Genomic DNA, 18,379 nt, shown 5'->3' on the forward strand with positions numbered 1-18,379 from the left:
ACTCAATTGAGCCATGGCAACAACTGCTGGCGTGCATAGTCAAACGCACGCCGGTCAAACTTACCGGTGTGGATCATATTAGCCATCGATTCCCACACCATATAGAGCCCACGGCGGGCGAGGAAGTTTTCCGCTACCGGCGCACGTTGCAGGTAGCGGAACAACAGCTCTTCGCTCATTCCCGGTTCCCATAAACCGAACAGATCGAATTCTCGCGGCGCCCATAACAGGGTTCCCGGATTGATCATCGCCAGCAGTTGATCGCTACGCGGATCTTTCAGCAAACTTCGCAACGACAGATTACCATGCACCAAAACCGCATTGTCATTGAAGTCAGCGAATAAACTCGGCAGACATGCCCTTGAACGGAACAGCAAGGTGCGGTCATCAGCCGTGAGGGGCGCAGAATGTAGATTGCTCACTGCAACCCACAGAACTTCAACTCGCTGCTGATACCATGCCGCCCAATTATTCTCTTGAGTACTGTCGACCGTTCCCACGCAACCATGGCTGTCAATCCGATGCCAGGCCAGTAAGCCTTCAACGATTTGATCTTTTAGTACCTCCCAACTTTGCCGCGTGCGTGCGGGGGCTTCAGCAGAGACACCGCGTAAGCGTTCAATCAGCAGGATTTCCTGGTAGGGAGACTGTTGGGTCGTCACCATACCGAACACCGTCGGGACTTTAACGCTGGCTTCGCGCGCCATTATTGATAGTTTGTAGGCTTCCTGAGCCGCGATCCCGGCGCAAGTGAAGCTTTTTGCCATTAATGGCATCGCATGTCCTTGCTCATCATATAAAGCAAAAAGATGAGCATAAGGCTGTTCACTAACGCACTCGAGACGCGACAGATGCTCGCCCAGGACAATACTCAATTCGGCTTTCAACAGTTCCATGATAGTCACACTGTAGTAAATAGGCTCAGGGTTATGATGGAAGCATCGCAGGAGGATTTCTCCGTTTCAGATCAATTTAAACGGCATAAAATGACACAGTTGAGAACAGATAGGTGGCACGGTGTATTTTGAAGAGACAATGACGGAATGCCACTATGACATTCCGTATCAGTGCAGATTACTGAAATGAAGGGATCAGGCCAAAAACTTAGTGACCGAAGAACTCGCGTACCCGCTGTAAATCTTCTGGTGTGTCAACACCAACAGAAGGGGTCTCTTTAGCCACCGCAACGTGAATTTTTTCACCGTACCAAAGAACGCGCAGCTGCTCCAACAGTTCAATCTGCTCTAACTGGCTCGGAGCCCACTTGACATATCGCCTGACAAAACCGGCACGATAAGCATAAATGCCAATGTGACGCAGGAAATTATTCCCGACTGTCTCTTTTGATTTAGCAAAACGTTCGCGTTCCCATGGAATAGCTGCACGGGAGAAGTAAAGTGCATAACCGTTAACATCCATCACTACTTTTACCGCATTAGGATTGAAGGCCTCTTCAGCCGTTTCAATCGGTACGGCAAGTGTTGCCATGCCAGCTTTGCAGTCAGCCAGATTATCTGCAACCTGCCGGATAATAACCGGTGGCACCATCGGCTCATCGCCCTGTACATTGACAATGATTTGGTCATCACTGAAGCCGTAGCGCTCAATCACTTCGGCCAGACGCTCTGTACCTGACTGGTGATCGGCTCGAGTCATGCAAACTTCGCCGCCTGCCGCTTCGACCTGCTTGAAAACATCAGGGTGATCCGTCGCCACAATCACACGCTCAGCGCCCGATTCTTTAGCACGTTCCATCACATGAATAACCATGGGTTTGCCGTTGATATCCGCCAAGGGCTTGCCAGGCAAGCGACTGGATGCATATCGCGCAGGTATGATCACAGTAAAACTCATGGATGCGTCTCGTCAGCAGAAAGCGCGCGGGCTTCCGTTTCTAATAACACCGGAATACCATCGCGAACGGGATAAGCCAGTCCATCCACTTTACACACCAACTCTTGCGATTCTTTATTGAAATAAAGCTTACCGGTACATACAGGACAGGCGACTATTTCGAGCAAACGATGATCCATACTTCCTCCCCGAGATTGACCACATGGCAAGCAGCCCAATGCAGCAATGCTTTTTGAGATAAACCTTTAGGTTGCTGAGAATACCATAAGCCGTAACAGGTCGTTAATCGGGAAGCGGCAGATCATGGTTGCGAAAGTGTTAAGAAAAGAATGTTGAGATGCTGATTAGAGAGGCATTGCAAAGAAGGCTACGGCGGCGTAGAATTTTTCTGTGACGTACATCACAAAAACAAATCATATTAAGAGCGAAAAAATGAAACTGATCAACAAAATTATCTCAATGTTCGCGAACTTCAGTCACTAATATTGGATTAACCTGCATTCATCGTGAAAGAACGGCCACTGATTGTGGCCGTTTTATTTTACATCATTTCACGTTTTGAATTAAGGACCAGCCCTTACCCCAACAGCTGTGCAGCGCATCAGGGAGTCTACCTGTCGTGATTTCCTCAGCCCCATGCCATAGCGCAAAGCGGCTAAATGCATCGGTTAAATCTTTAACCCGTCGGGCACTGAATTTTACCCCAACCTCCAGATGCAGTGCTTTGACCTCAAAAACTTTTTGTTTACGATGAATTTTGGCATCGACACGGCCGATCAATTCACCGCGTTGTAAAATGGGCAACGTGAAATAACCAAACTTACGTTTTGCTTCAGGGGTGTAACACTCCAACCGGTAATCAAAATTAAACAGCGCCAGTACACGCTTACGGTCCCAGACCACCGGATCGAAAGGTGAAAGTAGCGTCGTCACCGTTGAGTTAATACGCCCTTTCAGCGCCTGTTCTAATAAATGATACTGCCCTTGATGCACATAGCACTCACCGTCGATCCCCTCGACATTCACCGTCGTGATTTCACCGCGTTGCAATAAATCTTCAATCACTGCGGCGGTTTTTACGCGCTTTAGGCGGTAATAATCGGCTAACCATTCGGCCTTAAAGAAACCGAGGCTTTGAGCCGAACGACGCAGCATCTGAATTTCCGCATCGACCCTGGATAATGTCTGCGTAGCATCATCCCAGCCAGGCAATACCCTTTCGGCAAGATCATAAACGCGATGGAAATTACGCCTCTCTACCACCATCAATTTTCCGGCAGTAAATAGCGTTTCGAGATGTTTCTTGTGCGGCTTCCAGTCCCACCAACCACTGGCAGAACGTTTTTCTGCACTGAAATCAGCCGAACGTACCGGGCCGTTATCCGCAATGTGATTCAACAGAAGCGCAATGTCGTCTTGATGGGTATCAAACCACTCCTGAGAATATTTCCAACCCATATTCTCAGGAAAAAGCATGCGGTGGCGTAATAATCGATAATCATCGATAGGAATAAAGCAGGCTTCATGCGCCCAATATTCAAAGAGTTTACCCGCGGCTAATGCTTGTTCCAACCATTCAACCGGATAATGGCCGAGACGGCTAAACAATACCAAATAAGGGCTGCGTGCCACGACACTGATGGTATCAATTTGCAGTAAGGCCATATTGTTTATAACTGAGATGACATCATCACGGACAGGTTTACGCTTAAGGGGATGCTGTAGCTGTTGTGCGGCAAGATGTAATGTGCGAGCGGCAGAAAGAGGGATTACTGGGTGAGACATATCGGTATCCGTTAATGGAAATCATCTTATAGATACCGATAGCATATTTTTACCAGAGCGTAAATTTTACGCGCTGAAATCTGAGGAAGAATCAGACTTAGAAGGCAATCACGTCAGCCGCGGCTTGGCCGTGAACTACGCTGCGGTAGGTTGTGAACTCTACTCGCTGGCCTGCATTCAAAGATTTATTGCCCGTATTGGCAATGGAAGCACGTTGAACATAAATTTCAGACGAGCCATCGAGAGGGCAGATAAAACCATAACCTTTAGCCTGGTTGTACCACTTAACTAAACCCATTTTTAACATCATAATTTTTAAATCCTTTATTTGGGCATCCATGAACACGCTTTTTATTATTGTTCGGATGCGCTTGCCCATACTAAAGTTATTTTTTTATAAAAACCTCTAATGAGCGATTGTGAAAATAGTTTTCTTTTTAATTAAAATATTAAAAAGATCTGCCATAAGGCAATCGGGGCCAATCGACAAGATCGAATACTTATGGGAGGGACTTAGAGGGTTCGTCTTTGAAGCGGAATCATTAGATAACGTTTTGGGAGGAACTACTTAACTCTGAACTCATACATAAATAGCTCTGTATCACAGGCCGGAAAGCATTTACTCATAAGTAAAAGTGAATAGCAAGCATGTTATAAAAAATAAATACCCAACAACGTATTAATGCTTAATTGTTCTTTTAAATCATATGATTGAAAAATCACATAACCTAGGCTAAATCTGCCAACAAGCATTAAGCCAAGATCACCACTCTTGGTGACGGCTTACTTAGGCGCAATAACGCGCTCTATCTTACCGATAAGCGCATCGGTATCTATAGGTGAAATTGTTGCATTAACCGGCAGGTACCACCAATTTTCTTCGGCAAATGAACGGCACTTCACCGCATCTTTTTCTGTCATCAGTAACGTTTGACCCGAAACGGCCAACGATTTTAACTGATCAGATTGATAATCCTGATGATCTGCAAAAGCTATTTCAGCATGGAGATTCACTCCCAAATTTTTCAATGTCGCAAAAAAACGTGGAGGGTGCCCTATTCCAGCCATAGCGACAACGTTCCGCAGACTAGTGACATCGCATCGCGCACCATTGAGCACATTAACCGCCGGCCCTGCGTCGAGGATCATACCTATTTCATTGGCCATTGGCGTGCCACCATTGGTGATCACCGCATCAACCGTGCGCAGGCGCGCAGCCCGTTCACGCATGGGTCCCGCAGGTAGCCACCAACCATTCCCAAAACGCCGCACACCGTCGATCACAACCACTTCAATATCACGTTGCAATGCATAATGTTGTAGACCGTCATCCGTGACGATCACATCAAGCTGGTGTTTGGCGAGCAGAGCTTTGACCGCGTCTGAGCGAACCGGCGAAACGGCCACCGGCGCCCCCGTGCGCTGAAATATCAGTACCGGTTCGTCACCGGCCTCAGCCGTAGTCGTTGTTGCATCCAACACCAGCGGATATTTTGCGGCCTTTCCCCCGTAGCCCCGCGATACAACGCCAGCACGCAAACCACGCTGTTTTAACGTTTCAACTAACCAAATAACGATGGGGGTTTTACCGCTGCCGCCAGCGGTTAAATTACCGACCACAACCACCGGCAAAGGCGCACGCCAGCTTTTTTTCCACCCTTGCTTATAGCTGTAACGAAGCAGCGTAGCGAACAGTCCGTACAACCATGAAAAAGGCAGCAGCAACAGATAAAGCGCTGATTTACCTGACCAGATGCGTTCTATCATTGACCAAATTGCATCCGGTGGAGTTGTGCATACGCGCCATGCTGAGCCAGTAAATCTTCATGATTACCGCGCTCAACCACTTTCCCGTCCTCAATCACCAGGATTTCATCAGCCTTTTCAATTGTCGAAAGCCGGTGTGCAATCACCAATGCGGTACGGTTTTTCTGTAGTTCATCCAGTGCAGCCTGAATGGCACGCTCGGATTCCGTATCAAGGGCTGACGTGGCTTCGTCAAGAATAAGTACAGGTGAGTCACGTAAAAGAGCGCGTGCAATGGCGATACGCTGGCGTTGTCCGCCAGAAAGTAGTACGCCATTTTCACCAATGACGGTATCAAGACCATTGTCCATCTTGTTAATGAAGTCCATCGCATAAGCCATGGTCGCCGCTTTCTCAATGTCAGCACGCGTGAATACATCAGTACGCGCATAGGCAATATTGTTGGCAACGGTGTCATTAAAGAGGTGAACATTTTGCGAGACTAAGGCCACCTGATTACGCAGAGAAGATAATGTATATTCGCGGAGCTCATGGCCATCCAGCAGAATTTCGCCTTCCTGGATGTCGTAAAAACGAGTGAGCAAATTCGCAATTGTAGACTTACCTGACCCCGAACGGCCTACTAATGCCACTGTGCGTCCGACTGGGATATGGAAAGAGATGTCACGCAATGCGGGCGTATCTCGACCTGGATAGGTGAAGGTGACATTTTTGAACTCAACCTCACCCTTTGCACGCTCAACTACACGCTTACCGTCATCTTTTTCCTGTTCCATATCAAGAATAGAAAACAGTGTTTGACAGGCTGCCATACCGCGCTGGAACTGGGCATTAACGTTGGTCAGTGACTTCAGAGGACGCATCAGGGCAATCATGGAAGAAAAGACTACCGTGATAGTACCCGCGCTCAATGTCTCCATGACGGAGGGAAAACTGGCCGCATAAAGCACGAATGCCAGTGCCAAAGAGGCAATCAGCTGAATGATCGGATCTGAAATCGATGATGCCGACACCAGACGCATGCCCTGTCGGCGCATATTGTTGCTGACAGAATCAAAGCGAGCCGTTTCAACTTTTTGCCCGCCAAAGATCAACACTTCCTTATGTCCTTTCAGCATCTGTTCTGCGCTGGTGGTCACATGGCCCATGGTATTTTGCATGTTTTTACTGATATCACGAAAGCGCTTTGATACGACACGAATAACGATAGATACAATAGGTGCAATAATGACCAAGATAATCGACAACTGCCAGCTGTAGTAAAACATCAGGATAAACAGGCCGATGATTGAAGCACCTTCGCGTACCACTGTAACAAGAGCGCTCGATGAAGAAGACGCTACCTGCTCAGAATCATAGGTTATACGTGACAACAAAGTCCCCGTGGACTGTTGGTCAAAGAAGGCCACAGGCATGCCCATCATGTGTCCAAACAGACGGCGGCGCATTTGCATCACCACTTTGCCGGAAACCCATGAGATGCAGTAACTTGAAATGTAGCCGCTAATGCCACGAACGATCATCAGGCCGATCACGGCCAGTGGCATCCACAGTAAAATTGAGCGATCCGCTTTACCAAAGCCTTCATCAAGAAGCGGCTTCAGCAGAGATAACATAAACGTATCACTGGCGGCGTTAGCAACCAGCGCAACAGCCGCAGCGATAAGCCCGGCGCGAAAAGGAGTGATCATCGGCCACAGGCGACGGAATGTCTGCCAGGTGGAGAGATCTTTATCATTCATCATGCATTATTAACCAGCAGCGATAGAAACAGCGGACCATTCTACTCATTATCGCCGGATACACCAAACCGCCGGTGGTACCAACGAGGAAATAATTGTTCGCGTAAGCCACTAATAGACCAGTGGTCGTCGTAAAAATGAACAGTCAGCTGCCCCGAATGCGCTGTATCACGCCAGGCCAGCCCGGCCCGGTCATATCGGTTGACCACTTTTTTCGCGGGCAGATGCCATTGATTGAACCGCGAGGCAGACGCTATAGATAATTTCGGGCTCACTGCGCGCAGGAAAGGCGCTGTCGATGATGTGTTGCTACCGTGATGAGGCACCTGCATCACCGTTGCATTTAATTCATGATGATATTGCGAAACCAGCTTACGTTCAGCAGCTGCTTCGATATCACCCGTGAGCAATACACTAAACTTTCCGTCATCAATGCGGATCACACAGCTGTCATCATTCATCGGCCTGTCGGTCAGTTTTTCCGGCCAAAACACCTTAAAAGTCAGACCCTGCCACTTCCACCCTACTCCTTTTAGGCAAGATAACGGAGCACTGACCGAGCTTTCGCGCACGACAGCAAACGGAAAAGCCCGCTTCACACTCTCTAATCCTCCCCGATGGTCTTCATGACTGTGGCTGATAATAATCTGCTCCACCGCGATATTGTGCCATCTGATGAACGGTAGAATATTCATCTCTGCTGCTGAGCCTTTCTCCCAGCGATTACCGGTATCGTATAAAATCCCTTTGCCATTCTTACTGATTAATGTCGCCAAACCGTGACCAACATCAATCATATCAACCCTCCAGCGCTCGGGCGCTTTCGCGTTCAACCACACTGTTATCACTGCCACCATCGCCAGCAAATTACCTGGGTATGTCAGTAACCAACCCAAACGCCATGCCATCACACCCACCCAGCCGGCGAATGCTAAAGAAAAAGTAGATGCTCCCAAGAAAAACCAGTCATCCACAAATTTCCGTACTCCCCAGAGCGCAATTGAAAGACTGTGATCGGCTACCGACCAAATGATCTGCTTAATTCCTGTCGGAAATATTCCATTAGTGATTAAACCAAGCAAAACCAGCGGTACGGTGAAAAGGGAAACAATCGGCACTGCCCACATATTTGACATGAAAGAGGAGTAGTTGAGGCCATGAAACAAACCTATCTGCATCGGCAGGAGCAACAACGTCATCCCCCACTGTAGATGCGCCCACCGCAGAGGAGCCCAATACCAATGGCGGCTGAATCTGGGAGACAATGGAGCCCACTGAAACCAGAAAATTAGCGCAGCCACGGCTAAGCAAGAGAGCCAGAAACTGTCAGAAAGAATACTCATTGGGTCCATCAGCAATAGAAATGCGATCCCCCAAAGCCACACCTGCCAGGGATGACACCTGACCCGGTAGAAGCGTAGCGCCAGCCATAACGAAAGAGCCAGAGCGGCGCGTAAAGCCGGTGCATTACACCCCGCGAGCCAGGTATACATAAGCAGCACGACTTCACTGACAATCAGTGGAAAACGGTAATCAATAAATCTCAGCGGTAAGAAATATTGTAATCCCCTTGCGAATAACCACCCTACCCAAGCAGCGATACCGATGTGCAGCCCTGATATTGCAACAAGATGTGCAATACCTGTTTTTTGCAACAGGGCATTATCTTGCTGGCTAATAAGACCTTTTTCACCAAAACCTAATGCGATAAGTATCGCCCGGTTACTGAATCCCAGCAGATCATTGCCGATGGCAGTAATAAAGCGCTGACGGAGATTGCAGCTGTCCAGAAGCACTGTCCCTTGCTCTATTCTGCCCTGCAGCGGCCAATGGTTCGCCAGAGCCCAGCGCTGTGAGTCAAATCCTCCTTCGTTGAGAACGGCATGGACGGGCCTTAAATTAGCTATAACTCTCCACGTCTGTCCGGCGCAGTAATTTGCCGCTGTATTCTCCCACTGAGTCCTAAATAAAATGGGCGGGAAGACTCGCTTTCCCGCTGCTTCACTAATACGCATGACGACCTGATGTTTATCCAGGCGTCCCAAATTTATTGACTGGACGCTGGCAATTATCTCAACTTTTCCCCGACTCAGTATGTCTGTCTGCAATAACAGATATTGTCCCTGACTTACCGCCCAGACGAAGCTCAGCAGCAGTATTGCGCTAAGACGGGCAAATCTGTGGCGAATTAGCCATATTCCCCACGTCAGAATGGCGATTAACAGACACCATGAAAGTGAGGATAAAGACGGCAATATAAGTAACGGGAGCATTCCTAAGATGACAGCCAACGCCACCTCATCCAATGAGATTTTAATAATGACATCCTTGCCTGAATACTTAATCTAAAAATGGGAGTGCGGTTATCAGCAGCGTTTCTAACGCGATGTTTCTGCCGGCGAGTATGATTTGAGGGTTATATCGGAACAAGGGAAGGAAATGAACGATGCGAGGCGTCGCGCAGAAAACGAACGTGGATGATTTTTAAGCAAAAAAAACGGCACCTTTAAAAGGTACCGCTTTAGGTTCGCTATAGGCAGAATTTATGTCAGACCGAAGTCTTAGCCATAAATATTCGCGCGATCGCGCAACTCTTTACCTGGTTTGAAATGTGGGACGTATTTACCGTCCAACTCTACTTTGTCACCAGTTTTTGGGTTACGCCCAACACGCGGAGCACGGTAGTGAAGAGAAAAACTGCCGAACCCACGGATTTCAATGCGTTCACCATCAGCCAAAGTTGCAGCCATATGCTCAAGCATCTCTTTCACTGCATCCTCAATGGCTTTCGCCGGGACATGAGAGTGCTGGCCAGCAAGTCTTTCAATAAGTTCAGACTTGGTCATATTACCTCCAAGCTTTGCAGCTAAACTACCGTTTAAGGGCGGTTTGAAAACCGCCCCATGTCATTACTCGCCTTTTGCCGCTTTGAACGCTTCAGCCATAGCGCTAGAGAAGTTGCTTTCGTCTGGTTTGTTATTCACAACAGCGATTGCTTCTTTCTCATCTGACTCATCCTTAGCACGAACGGACAGGCTTACTACGCGGTTCTTACGATCAACACCGGTGAATTTAGCTTCAACATCATCACCAACGTTCAGAACCAGGGTTGCGTCTTCAATACGGTCGCGAGAAGCTTCAGAAGCACGCAGGTAACCTTCTACGCCGCCTGCCAATTCAACTGTAGCACCTTTGGCATCAACTGCTGTGACTTTACCAGTAACAATAGTACCTTTCTTGTTCATAGACAGGTAGTTATTGAACGGATCTTCAGCCAGTTGCTTCACGCCCAAGGAGATGCGTTCGCGCTCTGCGTCAACTTGCAGAACCACAGCTGCGATTTCGTCGCCCTTCTTGTATTCACGAACTGCTTCTTCGCCTGCAACGTTCCAGGAGATGTCGGACAGGTGAACGAGGCCGTCGATGCCGCCGTCAAGACCAATGAAGATACCGAAGTCAGTGATTGACTTGATTTTACCTTCAACACGGTCGTTTTTGTTGTGGGTTTCTGCAAACAGCTGCCATGGGTTAGATTTGCATTGTTTCAGGCCCAGGGAGATACGACGACGTTCTTCGTCGATATCCAGAACCATAACTTCAACAACATCGCCAACGTTAACAACTTTAGATGGGTGGATGTTTTTGTTAGTCCAATCCATTTCAGAAACGTGAACCAGACCTTCAACGCCTTCTTCAATTTCTACGAAGCAGCCGTAATCAGTCAGGTTAGTAACGCGACCAGTCAGTTTAGTACCTTCTGGATAACGTTTAGCGATAGCAACCCAAGGATCTTCGCCCAGCTGTTTCAAGCCGAGGGATACACGGGTACGTTCACGGTCAAATTTCAGAACTTTAACAGTGATTTCGTCGCCAACGTTCACGATTTCGCTTGGATGCTTAACGCGTTTCCAGGCCATGTCAGTGATGTGCAACAGGCCGTCAACGCCGCCCAGATCAACGAATGCACCGTAGTCAGTGAGGTTCTTAACGATACCTTTAACTTCCATGCCTTCTTGCAGGTTTTCCAGCAGCTGATCGCGCTCTGCGCTGTTCTCAGACTCAATGACTGCACGACGGGAAACAACAACGTTGTTGCGTTTCTGGTCCAGTTTGATGACTTTGAACTCAAGATCTTTGCCTTCAAGATGCAGCGTGTCGCGAACAGGACGAACGTCTACCAGTGAACCTGGCAGGAACGCCCGAATGCCGTTCAGCTCAACAGTGAAACCGCCCTTAACTTTACCGTTGATAATACCGGTAACAGTTGCAGCTTCTTCGTAAGCTTTTTCCAGCGTGATCCAAGCTTCATGACGTTTAGCTTTTTCACGGGACAGCAGAGTTTCACCGAAGCCGTCTTCCACAGCGTCCAGCGCAACATCAACTTCGTCGCCAACCTGGATTTCCAGTTCGCCCTGTGCGTTTTTGAATTGCTCTACCGGAATTGCAGACTCAGATTTCAGACCGGCGTCAACCAGTACGATATCTTTGTCGATAGACACAACAACGCCACGAACGATGGAACCCGGACGGGTTTCGATTGTTTTTAAGGATTCTTCAAAGAGTTCAGCAAAAGATTCTGTCATGTTGATAATCTTTAGGTTCTTAAGTTTAACGTCCATCTGGCATCCTGCTGGATGGGGTTGTTTCAAATGCCCCGCTACAGACCCTTGCGGCGAGGTTAAAAAAAACTATAGCTAAAACTGGCACTGAATCATTATTCAGCACCAACTATATAGCTCGATCACCGGGTTTGTTTTTGCGGCAATCCTAGAATTTCAGTGGCATAAGCCAGCGCACGTTGGATAACTTCGTCAATCGACATACTGGTTGAATCCAGTAATAACGCATCAGAAGCGGCAACCAAAGGCGCTATAGCACGATTACGGTCACGGTCATCCCGTTCCTTTATCTCGGCTAAAAGACGTTCAAAGTTAACACTAAAGCCTTTTTCCTGCAACTGTAGCATTCTTCTGTTTGCACGCTCTTCCGAGCTGGCATCCAAAAATATCTTTACCGGTGCGTCTGGAAATACGACGGTGCCCATATCTCGCCCATCAGCAATCAACCCAGGCGCTTCACGAAATGCCCTCTGGCGACGAAGCAAAGCTTCACGCACGCGGGGGAAAGCAGCGGCCTGCGAAGCCGTATTGCCGACCGTTTCAGTGCGGATTTCATTACTCACATCCTCACCTTCTAAAATCACTTTTAATTGCCCATCCTGAGCAACAAAACGAACATCAAGGTGTGCGGCAAGTGGTACCAAAGCCTCTTCAGAGACAATTTCAACCTGATGATGTAAAGCAGCCAGCGCTAAAACGCGGTAAATGGCACCGGAGTCCAGCAAACGCCATTCAAAGGCTTCGGCCAGTGCTTTGCATAGTGTGCCTTTACCTGCACCACTTGGCCCATCAACGGTTATCACCGGGGCTAAAGTCATCATTTATGTCTCCTTTGGTGGGGTAAACCCTCATCATTAACCCGATAAGGCTAATTCAGGAGCGCTACTATACGCTGCCTTTATTACAACTGTTACCCCACGCTGCCCAGTTGACGAAAAAGCAGACTACACCGATAAAAAAGGCATGATATGAAGTACAGAAAAAACGGGCACCTTTCGATACCCGTCTTAGTTATAGACTATGCCAGCGTACTTATAGCCGCGAGCCTGTCAAAATAATCGGGGAATGTTTTCGCGGTACATTTAGGGTCAAGGATCGTTACGGATGTATCCGACAGCGCCACCAGCGAGAAGCACATCGCCATTCGATGATCGTTATACGTACCAATTTCGGCAAAGGTCAGTGATTCCGGTGGTTCAACGCGAATATAATCCTCACCCTCTTCAACCGTCGCCCCCACTTTACGCAATTCCGTGGCCATCGCTGCCAGCCGGTCAGTCTCTTTGACACGCCAATTGTAAATATTGCGTAGCGTTGTTGGCCCTTTGGCAAACAGTGCGGCAGTGGCGATGGTCATTGCAGCGTCGGGAATGTGGTTCATGTCCATATCAATGCCGGTCAGTTCACCACGCGTACATTCAATATAATCCTCAGCCCAGCTGATTTTCGCACCCATTTTTTCCAACACATCGGCAAAATGAATATCGCCTTGCATGCTGTTTTTGCCAATACCGGTGACGCGCACCGTGCCACCTTTAATCGCGGCTGCGGCCAGAAAGTAGGAGGCGGATGAAGCATCACCTTCAACCAGGTAGACGCCCGGTGAAAAATACTGTTGCTTACCGGTGATACGAAATTGCTGGTATTGATAATTATCCACTTCAATACCGAAGGTCTTCATCAGATTAAGGGTAATGTCGATATAAGGTTTGGAAACCAGATCGCCCTTTATCTGAATCGTAGTGTCATGGTTGGCAAGAGGCGCCATCATAAGGAGTGCAGTCAGGAACTGGCTGGAGACGCTGCCATCAACTGTCACTTCGCCTCCTTTAAATCCTCCACGCAAACGTACGGGCGGATAATTTTCCTGCTCGATATATTCAACATCCGCCCCACCCTGACGCAGCGCATCGACCAGATGTCCTATCGGGCGCTCTTTCATGCGCGGTTCACCGGTCAGCACGACGTCATGCGAACCGAGACAAAGAGCCGCGGCCAAGGGTCGCATAGCGGTGCCAGCATTACCCAGAAAAAGCTCCAGGAACTTTGATGGCTTAAAAGCGCCAGCAAGGCCATCGATATCACAGTGCGTGCGGTCAGCAGACAGACGATAGGTGACGCCCAGTTGAGTAAGGGCATTTAACATATGGCTGACGTCATCGCTGTCCAACAGGTTATTCAGGCGAGTCGTCCCCTGTGCAAAAGCAGCCAGTAAAAGTGCCCGATTGGAAACACTTTTTGAGCCAGGCAAATTGATAGTGCCGTTAACCAGTGCAACGGGTTGTAATGTCAGGGATTCCACGCTTTCTCCATTTCCTTTTATTCATAATATGACCCCAAATTTCCGTCCGCGGTCATTTTTAAATCATGCTTAGCCAGCCATTTCGGCACACATTAACCGTGGCGTTTTTCGAAGTCAGCCATAAAATCAGTCAGTGCTTTAACGCCTTCGATTGGCATTGCATTGTAAATCGACGCACGCATTCCGCCGACCACACGGTGACCTTTAAGCGCATGCAGACCTACATCAAAAGATTGTTGCACGAAAAGTTTATCCAGGGATGAATCGGCCATCTGGAAAGGCACGTTCATCCACGAACGGTTAGCCGGAGTCACGTCGTTGCGGTAAAAATCGCTGTTATCAATGGCGCCATACAGCAGCTCTGCCTTCGCCTGATTACGCTTTTCCATTTCTTTTAACCCGCCCTGTTCTTTCAACCATTTAAATACCATTCCTGACAAGTACCAGGCGAAGGTAGGCGGTGTATTGAACATTGAGTCGTTTTCAGCCAACACCGTGTAATCAAGAATCGAAGGCAGTGCTTTCTGCGCTTTGCCCAGTAAATCTTCCCGTACGATAACCAGCGTCAGGCCCGCAGGGCCGATATTTTTCTGTGCGCCAGCATAAATCACACCGAAGCGACTGACATCTACAGGGCGAGATAAAATAGAAGACGAATAGTCGGCGATGACAATCTTATCGCCAAAATTGGGTTCTTCATTGATGGCTACGCCATCAATGGTTTCATTTGGGCAGTAATGCACATAGGCGGCATCAGCATTCAGCGCCCACTGGCTCATCGGCAAGATGCCGCGCTTGCCATCAACGGTGGTGGTCACATCGATAACATTCGGGGTGCAATATTTTTGGGCTTCGTTGACTGCACTATGTGCCCAATAGCCACCATCGATATAATCCGCAGTGGTTTTGTCGCCGAGTAAATTCATAGGCACTGCAGCAAATTGCGCCCGCGCGCCACCGTGACAGAATAAGACTTTATAGTTGGGAGGGATATTCATCAGGTCGCGAATATCACGCTCGGACTCTTCTGCAACTTGAATAAACTCCTTACTGCGGTGGCTGATTTCCATTACAGAAGTACCCAGACCATGCCAGTTACACAGTTCTTGTTCCGCACGACGTAACACTTCTGCCGGGATCATTGCCGGACCTGCACTAAAATTATAAACCTGAGTCATTTCCCCTCACCACTCCGTTGAGACAACTATAGAGATAACCAATTTACCGGTTTTATCATTCGAGACAAGCAGTGTGCAACGGTTATTCGTAACGGGAGCAAGATCACATTGTGGTCACTGCGTTATCGGTTGCCTGTAGCCTAAAATCCCGTATGATTGCGCGTTTTTAGAACGCTCAAAAGTGAACTCAATGATCCAAACCTTCATTACCGGCAAAGACGCGGCGCTGGAAGATTCAATTTCCCGTTTCCAACAAAAACTGACTGACCTCGGTTTCAACATTGAGGAAGCTTCCTGGCTGAATCCGATCCCTAACGTCTGGTCTGTGCATATCCGCGATCGCGACTGCCCGTTGTGCTTTACCAATGGCAAAGGTGCCAGCAAAAAAGCGGCGTTGGCTTCTGCGCTGGGTGAGTATTTTGAGCGTCTATCGACCAACTATTTCTTCGCCGACTTCTATCTGGGCAAAGAGATTGCTAATGGCGATTTTGTGCATTACCCGAACGAAAAATGGTTTCCAATTCCGGCTAACAACACTCTGCCAGCAGGTATTCTGGATGAGCGTCTGCACGATTTTTATGATACCGATAAAGAGCTAACCGGCAGTGATCTCATCGACCTGCAATCTGGCAATCCAGACCGTGGGATCTGTGCACTGCCTTTTACCCGTCAGTCGGATCTGCAAACTGTTTATATTCCGATGAACATCATCGGTAACTTATACGTATCTAACGGCATGTCAGCTGGGAATACTGCCAACGAGGCTCGCGTTCAGGGACTTTCCGAAGTGTTCGAGCGCTACGTGAAAAACCGTATCATTGCTGAATCTATCAGCCTGCCAGAAATCCCAGCCGATGTGCTGGCTCGTTATCCTGGCGTGGTTGAAGCCATTGCTAAACTGGAGGATGAGGGCTTCCCTATCCTCTCTTATGACGCTTCACTCGGCGGTAACTACCCGGTCATCTGCGTGGTGTTGTTCAATCCAGCCAATGGCACCTGTTTTGCGTCCTTCGGCGCGCACCCTGATTTCGGCGTAGCGCTGGAGCGCACCGTAACCGAACTGTTGCAGGGTCGCAGTCTGAAAGATCTGGACGTTTTCACCGCGCCAACCTTTGATGATGAAGAAGTCGCAGAACATGCAAATCTGGAAACTCACTTCATCGATTCCAGCGGTTTAATCTCCTGGGATATGTTCAAACAGGATGCTGACTATCCGTTTGCCGACTGGAGCTTCAGCGGTACCACGGAACAAGAGTTTGCCACGCTGATGGCTATTTTTGATCAAGAAGACGCCGAAGTTTACATCGCTGACTATGAGCATCTGGATGTTTATGCTTGCCGCATTATCGTTCCGGGTATGTCTGATATTTATCCTGCGGAAGATTTGCTGCTAGCCAATAACACCATGGGGGCTCATCTGCGTGAGCAATTGCTGGCATTGCCGGGCAGCGATTTGCCGAAGGAAGCCTATCTGGAAATGATCACCCAACTCGATGACGAGGGTCTGGATGACTTTACCCGCGTGCGCGAGTTACTCGGTATCGCCAGCGGGAAAGACAATGGCTGGTATACGCTGCGCGTAGGTGAGCTGAAATCCATGCTGGCTTTGGCTGGTGGTGATATGGATCAGGCACTGATCTGGGCTGAGTGGGCACATGAGTTTAACTCTTCCGTCTACAGCGACGAGCGCAATAACTATTACCGTTGCCTGCAGACCCTACTGCAACTCGCTCTGGAAGAGGATCGTATCCCGTCTCAGTACTATGGCGCTTTCGTCAAAATGTACGGTCAGGATGCAGTAGACCGTGCTTCAGCAGCGATAAGCGGCGAAGAACGTTTCCACAGTCTGTTTGCTGTAGAGACCGACCTTCGTGCCCTGCCGGCTCATCAGGGATTGCTGGCGGCTTATGAGAAGCTACAAGTCGCTAAACGTCGCCATTGGTCAAAAGTCTGACTTAAGGCTCTTGACCCACGTTGAATGATTAAACCGGTAGCTCCGCGGCTACCGGTTTTTTATTAACATAAATCTTATGTATTCCATCAATTCATTCAACTTTAATTGCAATATTTAAAATATTTTTATACCATATATTTCAATGATATAACCAATTAACTACTCCTTTGGTATGAAGGCAATCCCCTCCTAAACCCGTCCCTTATGATCCATATCAATTTTTACATTATACTGCTTTGCTAGTATCTCGTTGTGCAGTAGATACCCCTTAAAGAGAGAGTTACAGTGAAAGCTGACAACCCATTCAATTTATTGTTACCCGCAGCTACAGCGAAAGTTGCCGAAGATGCAGGTGTTTATAAAGCCACGAAACAACCGCTGAAAACCTTTTATTTAGCGATCACTGCTGGCGTATTTATTTCCATTGCGTTTGTTTTCTATATCACGTCAACCACCGGTACTGCCGCCGTTCCCTTTGGCCTTGCAAAAATGGTTGGGGGCATTAGCTTCTCACTCGGCTTAATGTTGGTCGTCGTTTGTGGTGCTGACCTTTTCACCTCGACTGTACTCATCGTTATTGCCAAGGCCAGTGGCCGGATAAGCTGGGGTCAATTAGCCTGTAACTGGATCAACGTCTACATAGGTAACTTAATTGGCGCACTGTTTTTTGTCGCACTGATTTGGTTTTCTGGCGAACATATGGTCGATAATGGGCTGTGGGGGTTGAATGTCTTACAAACCGCAGACCACAAAATGCATCACACTTTTGTTGAAGCTGTGTGTCTGGGCATTCTGGCTAATCTGATGGTCTGTCTGGCAGTATGGATGAGTTACTCTGGCCGCAGTCTGATGGACAAAATGTTTGCCATGATCCTCCCCGTCGCCATGTTTGTTGCCAGCGGATTTGAGCACAGCATTGCCAACATGTTTATGATTCCACTGGGTATTGTCATCAAGAACTTTGCATCTCCTGAGTTCTGGCATGCCGTTGGGACCACACCAGCACAATTCGCAGAACTGAATATCAGTAATTTTATCATCGACAACCTGATCCCCGTCACTATCGGGAACATCATTGGTGGCGGTCTGATGGTAGGGTTAACGTACTGGGTAATATATCTCCGCGATGAGCAGCATCACTAAGTACTGTGGAATGCTTGTTACGACAGGTTTACAAA

15 protein-coding genes are annotated in these 18,379 nt (G+C 48.3%); 2 read left to right on the top strand and 13 right to left on the bottom strand.

Annotated elements, in window-relative coordinates:
* Positions 1–2: 2 nt before the first annotated feature.
* The 13 genes from ACMV8I_RS07945 to serC all read right to left on the bottom strand — a co-directional run bounded on the left by ACMV8I_RS07945 (position 3) and on the right by serC (position 15,247).
* On the bottom strand, positions 3–896 hold the full coding sequence (locus ACMV8I_RS07945; protein WP_498864618.1) for a YcbJ family phosphotransferase: 894 nt from the start codon (positions 894–896) through the stop codon (positions 3–5).
* Between the two features lie 208 nt (positions 897–1,104).
* Entirely contained in the window at positions 1,105–1,854 is a 750-nt protein-coding gene (gene kdsB / locus ACMV8I_RS07950; protein ID WP_498864619.1) for a 3-deoxy-manno-octulosonate cytidylyltransferase, read from the bottom strand.
* Entirely contained in the window at positions 1,851–2,033 is a 183-nt protein-coding gene (locus tag ACMV8I_RS07955; protein WP_188471083.1) for a Trm112 family protein, read from the bottom strand. Before ACMV8I_RS07955 ends, kdsB begins: the two co-directional genes overlap by 4 nt.
* A 367-nt stretch (positions 2,034–2,400) precedes the next feature.
* On the bottom strand, positions 2,401–3,639 hold the full coding sequence (locus ACMV8I_RS07960; protein WP_498864620.1) for a winged helix-turn-helix domain-containing protein: 1,239 nt from the start codon (positions 3,637–3,639) through the stop codon (positions 2,401–2,403).
* A gap of 97 nt (positions 3,640–3,736) precedes the next feature.
* Positions 3,737–3,949, bottom strand: coding sequence for a cold-shock protein (locus ACMV8I_RS07965; protein ID WP_188471378.1), 213 nt, complete (start codon positions 3,947–3,949; stop codon positions 3,737–3,739).
* 473 nt (positions 3,950–4,422) lie between these two features.
* A complete protein-coding gene (lpxK, locus tag ACMV8I_RS07970; RefSeq protein WP_498864621.1) occupies positions 4,423–5,406 on the bottom strand; it encodes a tetraacyldisaccharide 4'-kinase in 984 nt (327 codons plus the stop codon).
* Positions 5,403–7,151, bottom strand: a complete 1,749-nt coding sequence (gene msbA, locus ACMV8I_RS07975) for a lipid A ABC transporter ATP-binding protein/permease MsbA (protein WP_498864622.1) — start codon at positions 7,149–7,151, stop codon at positions 5,403–5,405. The genes lpxK and msbA overlap by 4 nt, the downstream gene beginning before the upstream one ends.
* Positions 7,152–7,189: 38 nt before the next feature.
* Positions 7,190–9,454: a ComEC family protein gene (locus ACMV8I_RS07980; RefSeq protein WP_498864623.1), complete on the bottom strand. Its 2,265-nt coding sequence runs from the start codon at positions 9,452–9,454 to the stop codon at positions 7,190–7,192.
* 255 nt (positions 9,455–9,709) lie between these two features.
* The gene (gene ihfB, locus ACMV8I_RS07985) at positions 9,710–9,994 is read right to left on the bottom strand and encodes an integration host factor subunit beta (protein WP_034789191.1); all 285 of its coding nucleotides are present in this window, start codon (positions 9,992–9,994) and stop codon (positions 9,710–9,712) included.
* A 63-nt stretch (positions 9,995–10,057) separates the two neighbouring features.
* Positions 10,058–11,731 carry a 30S ribosomal protein S1 gene (rpsA, locus tag ACMV8I_RS07990; RefSeq protein ID WP_498864624.1) on the bottom strand — a complete coding sequence of 558 codons (1,674 nt, stop codon included), beginning with the start codon at positions 11,729–11,731 and terminating at the stop codon, positions 10,058–10,060.
* 158 nt (positions 11,732–11,889) lie between these two features.
* Complete coding sequence (cmk, locus tag ACMV8I_RS07995; protein WP_498864625.1) at positions 11,890–12,588, bottom strand: (d)CMP kinase; 699 nt, start codon at positions 12,586–12,588, stop codon at positions 11,890–11,892.
* A 197-nt stretch (positions 12,589–12,785) separates the two neighbouring features.
* Positions 12,786–14,069: a 3-phosphoshikimate 1-carboxyvinyltransferase gene (gene aroA, locus ACMV8I_RS08000; protein ID WP_498864626.1), complete on the bottom strand. Its 1,284-nt coding sequence runs from the start codon at positions 14,067–14,069 to the stop codon at positions 12,786–12,788.
* A 92-nt stretch (positions 14,070–14,161) separates the two neighbouring features.
* A complete protein-coding gene (serC, locus tag ACMV8I_RS08005) occupies positions 14,162–15,247 on the bottom strand; it encodes a 3-phosphoserine/phosphohydroxythreonine transaminase (RefSeq protein WP_498864627.1) in 1,086 nt (361 codons plus the stop codon).
* Positions 15,248–15,437: 190 nt separating this feature from the next.
* On the opposite strand from serC, the gene ycaO reads away from it, so the two are divergent.
* Both ycaO and focA read left to right on the top strand, forming a co-directional pair.
* The gene (gene ycaO / locus ACMV8I_RS08010) at positions 15,438–17,201 is read left to right on the top strand and encodes a 30S ribosomal protein S12 methylthiotransferase accessory factor YcaO (protein ID WP_498864628.1); all 1,764 of its coding nucleotides are present in this window, start codon (positions 15,438–15,440) and stop codon (positions 17,199–17,201) included.
* Positions 17,202–17,486: 285 nt separating this feature from the next.
* The gene (gene focA, locus ACMV8I_RS08015; protein ID WP_498864629.1) at positions 17,487–18,344 is read left to right on the top strand and encodes a formate transporter FocA; all 858 of its coding nucleotides are present in this window, start codon (positions 17,487–17,489) and stop codon (positions 18,342–18,344) included.
* The last annotated feature ends 35 nt before the right edge of the window (positions 18,345–18,379 follow it).

It is taken from the genome of Ewingella sp. S1.OA.A_B6, assembly GCF_049889095.1.
Classification (GTDB): Bacteria; Pseudomonadota; Gammaproteobacteria; order Enterobacterales; family Enterobacteriaceae; genus Ewingella.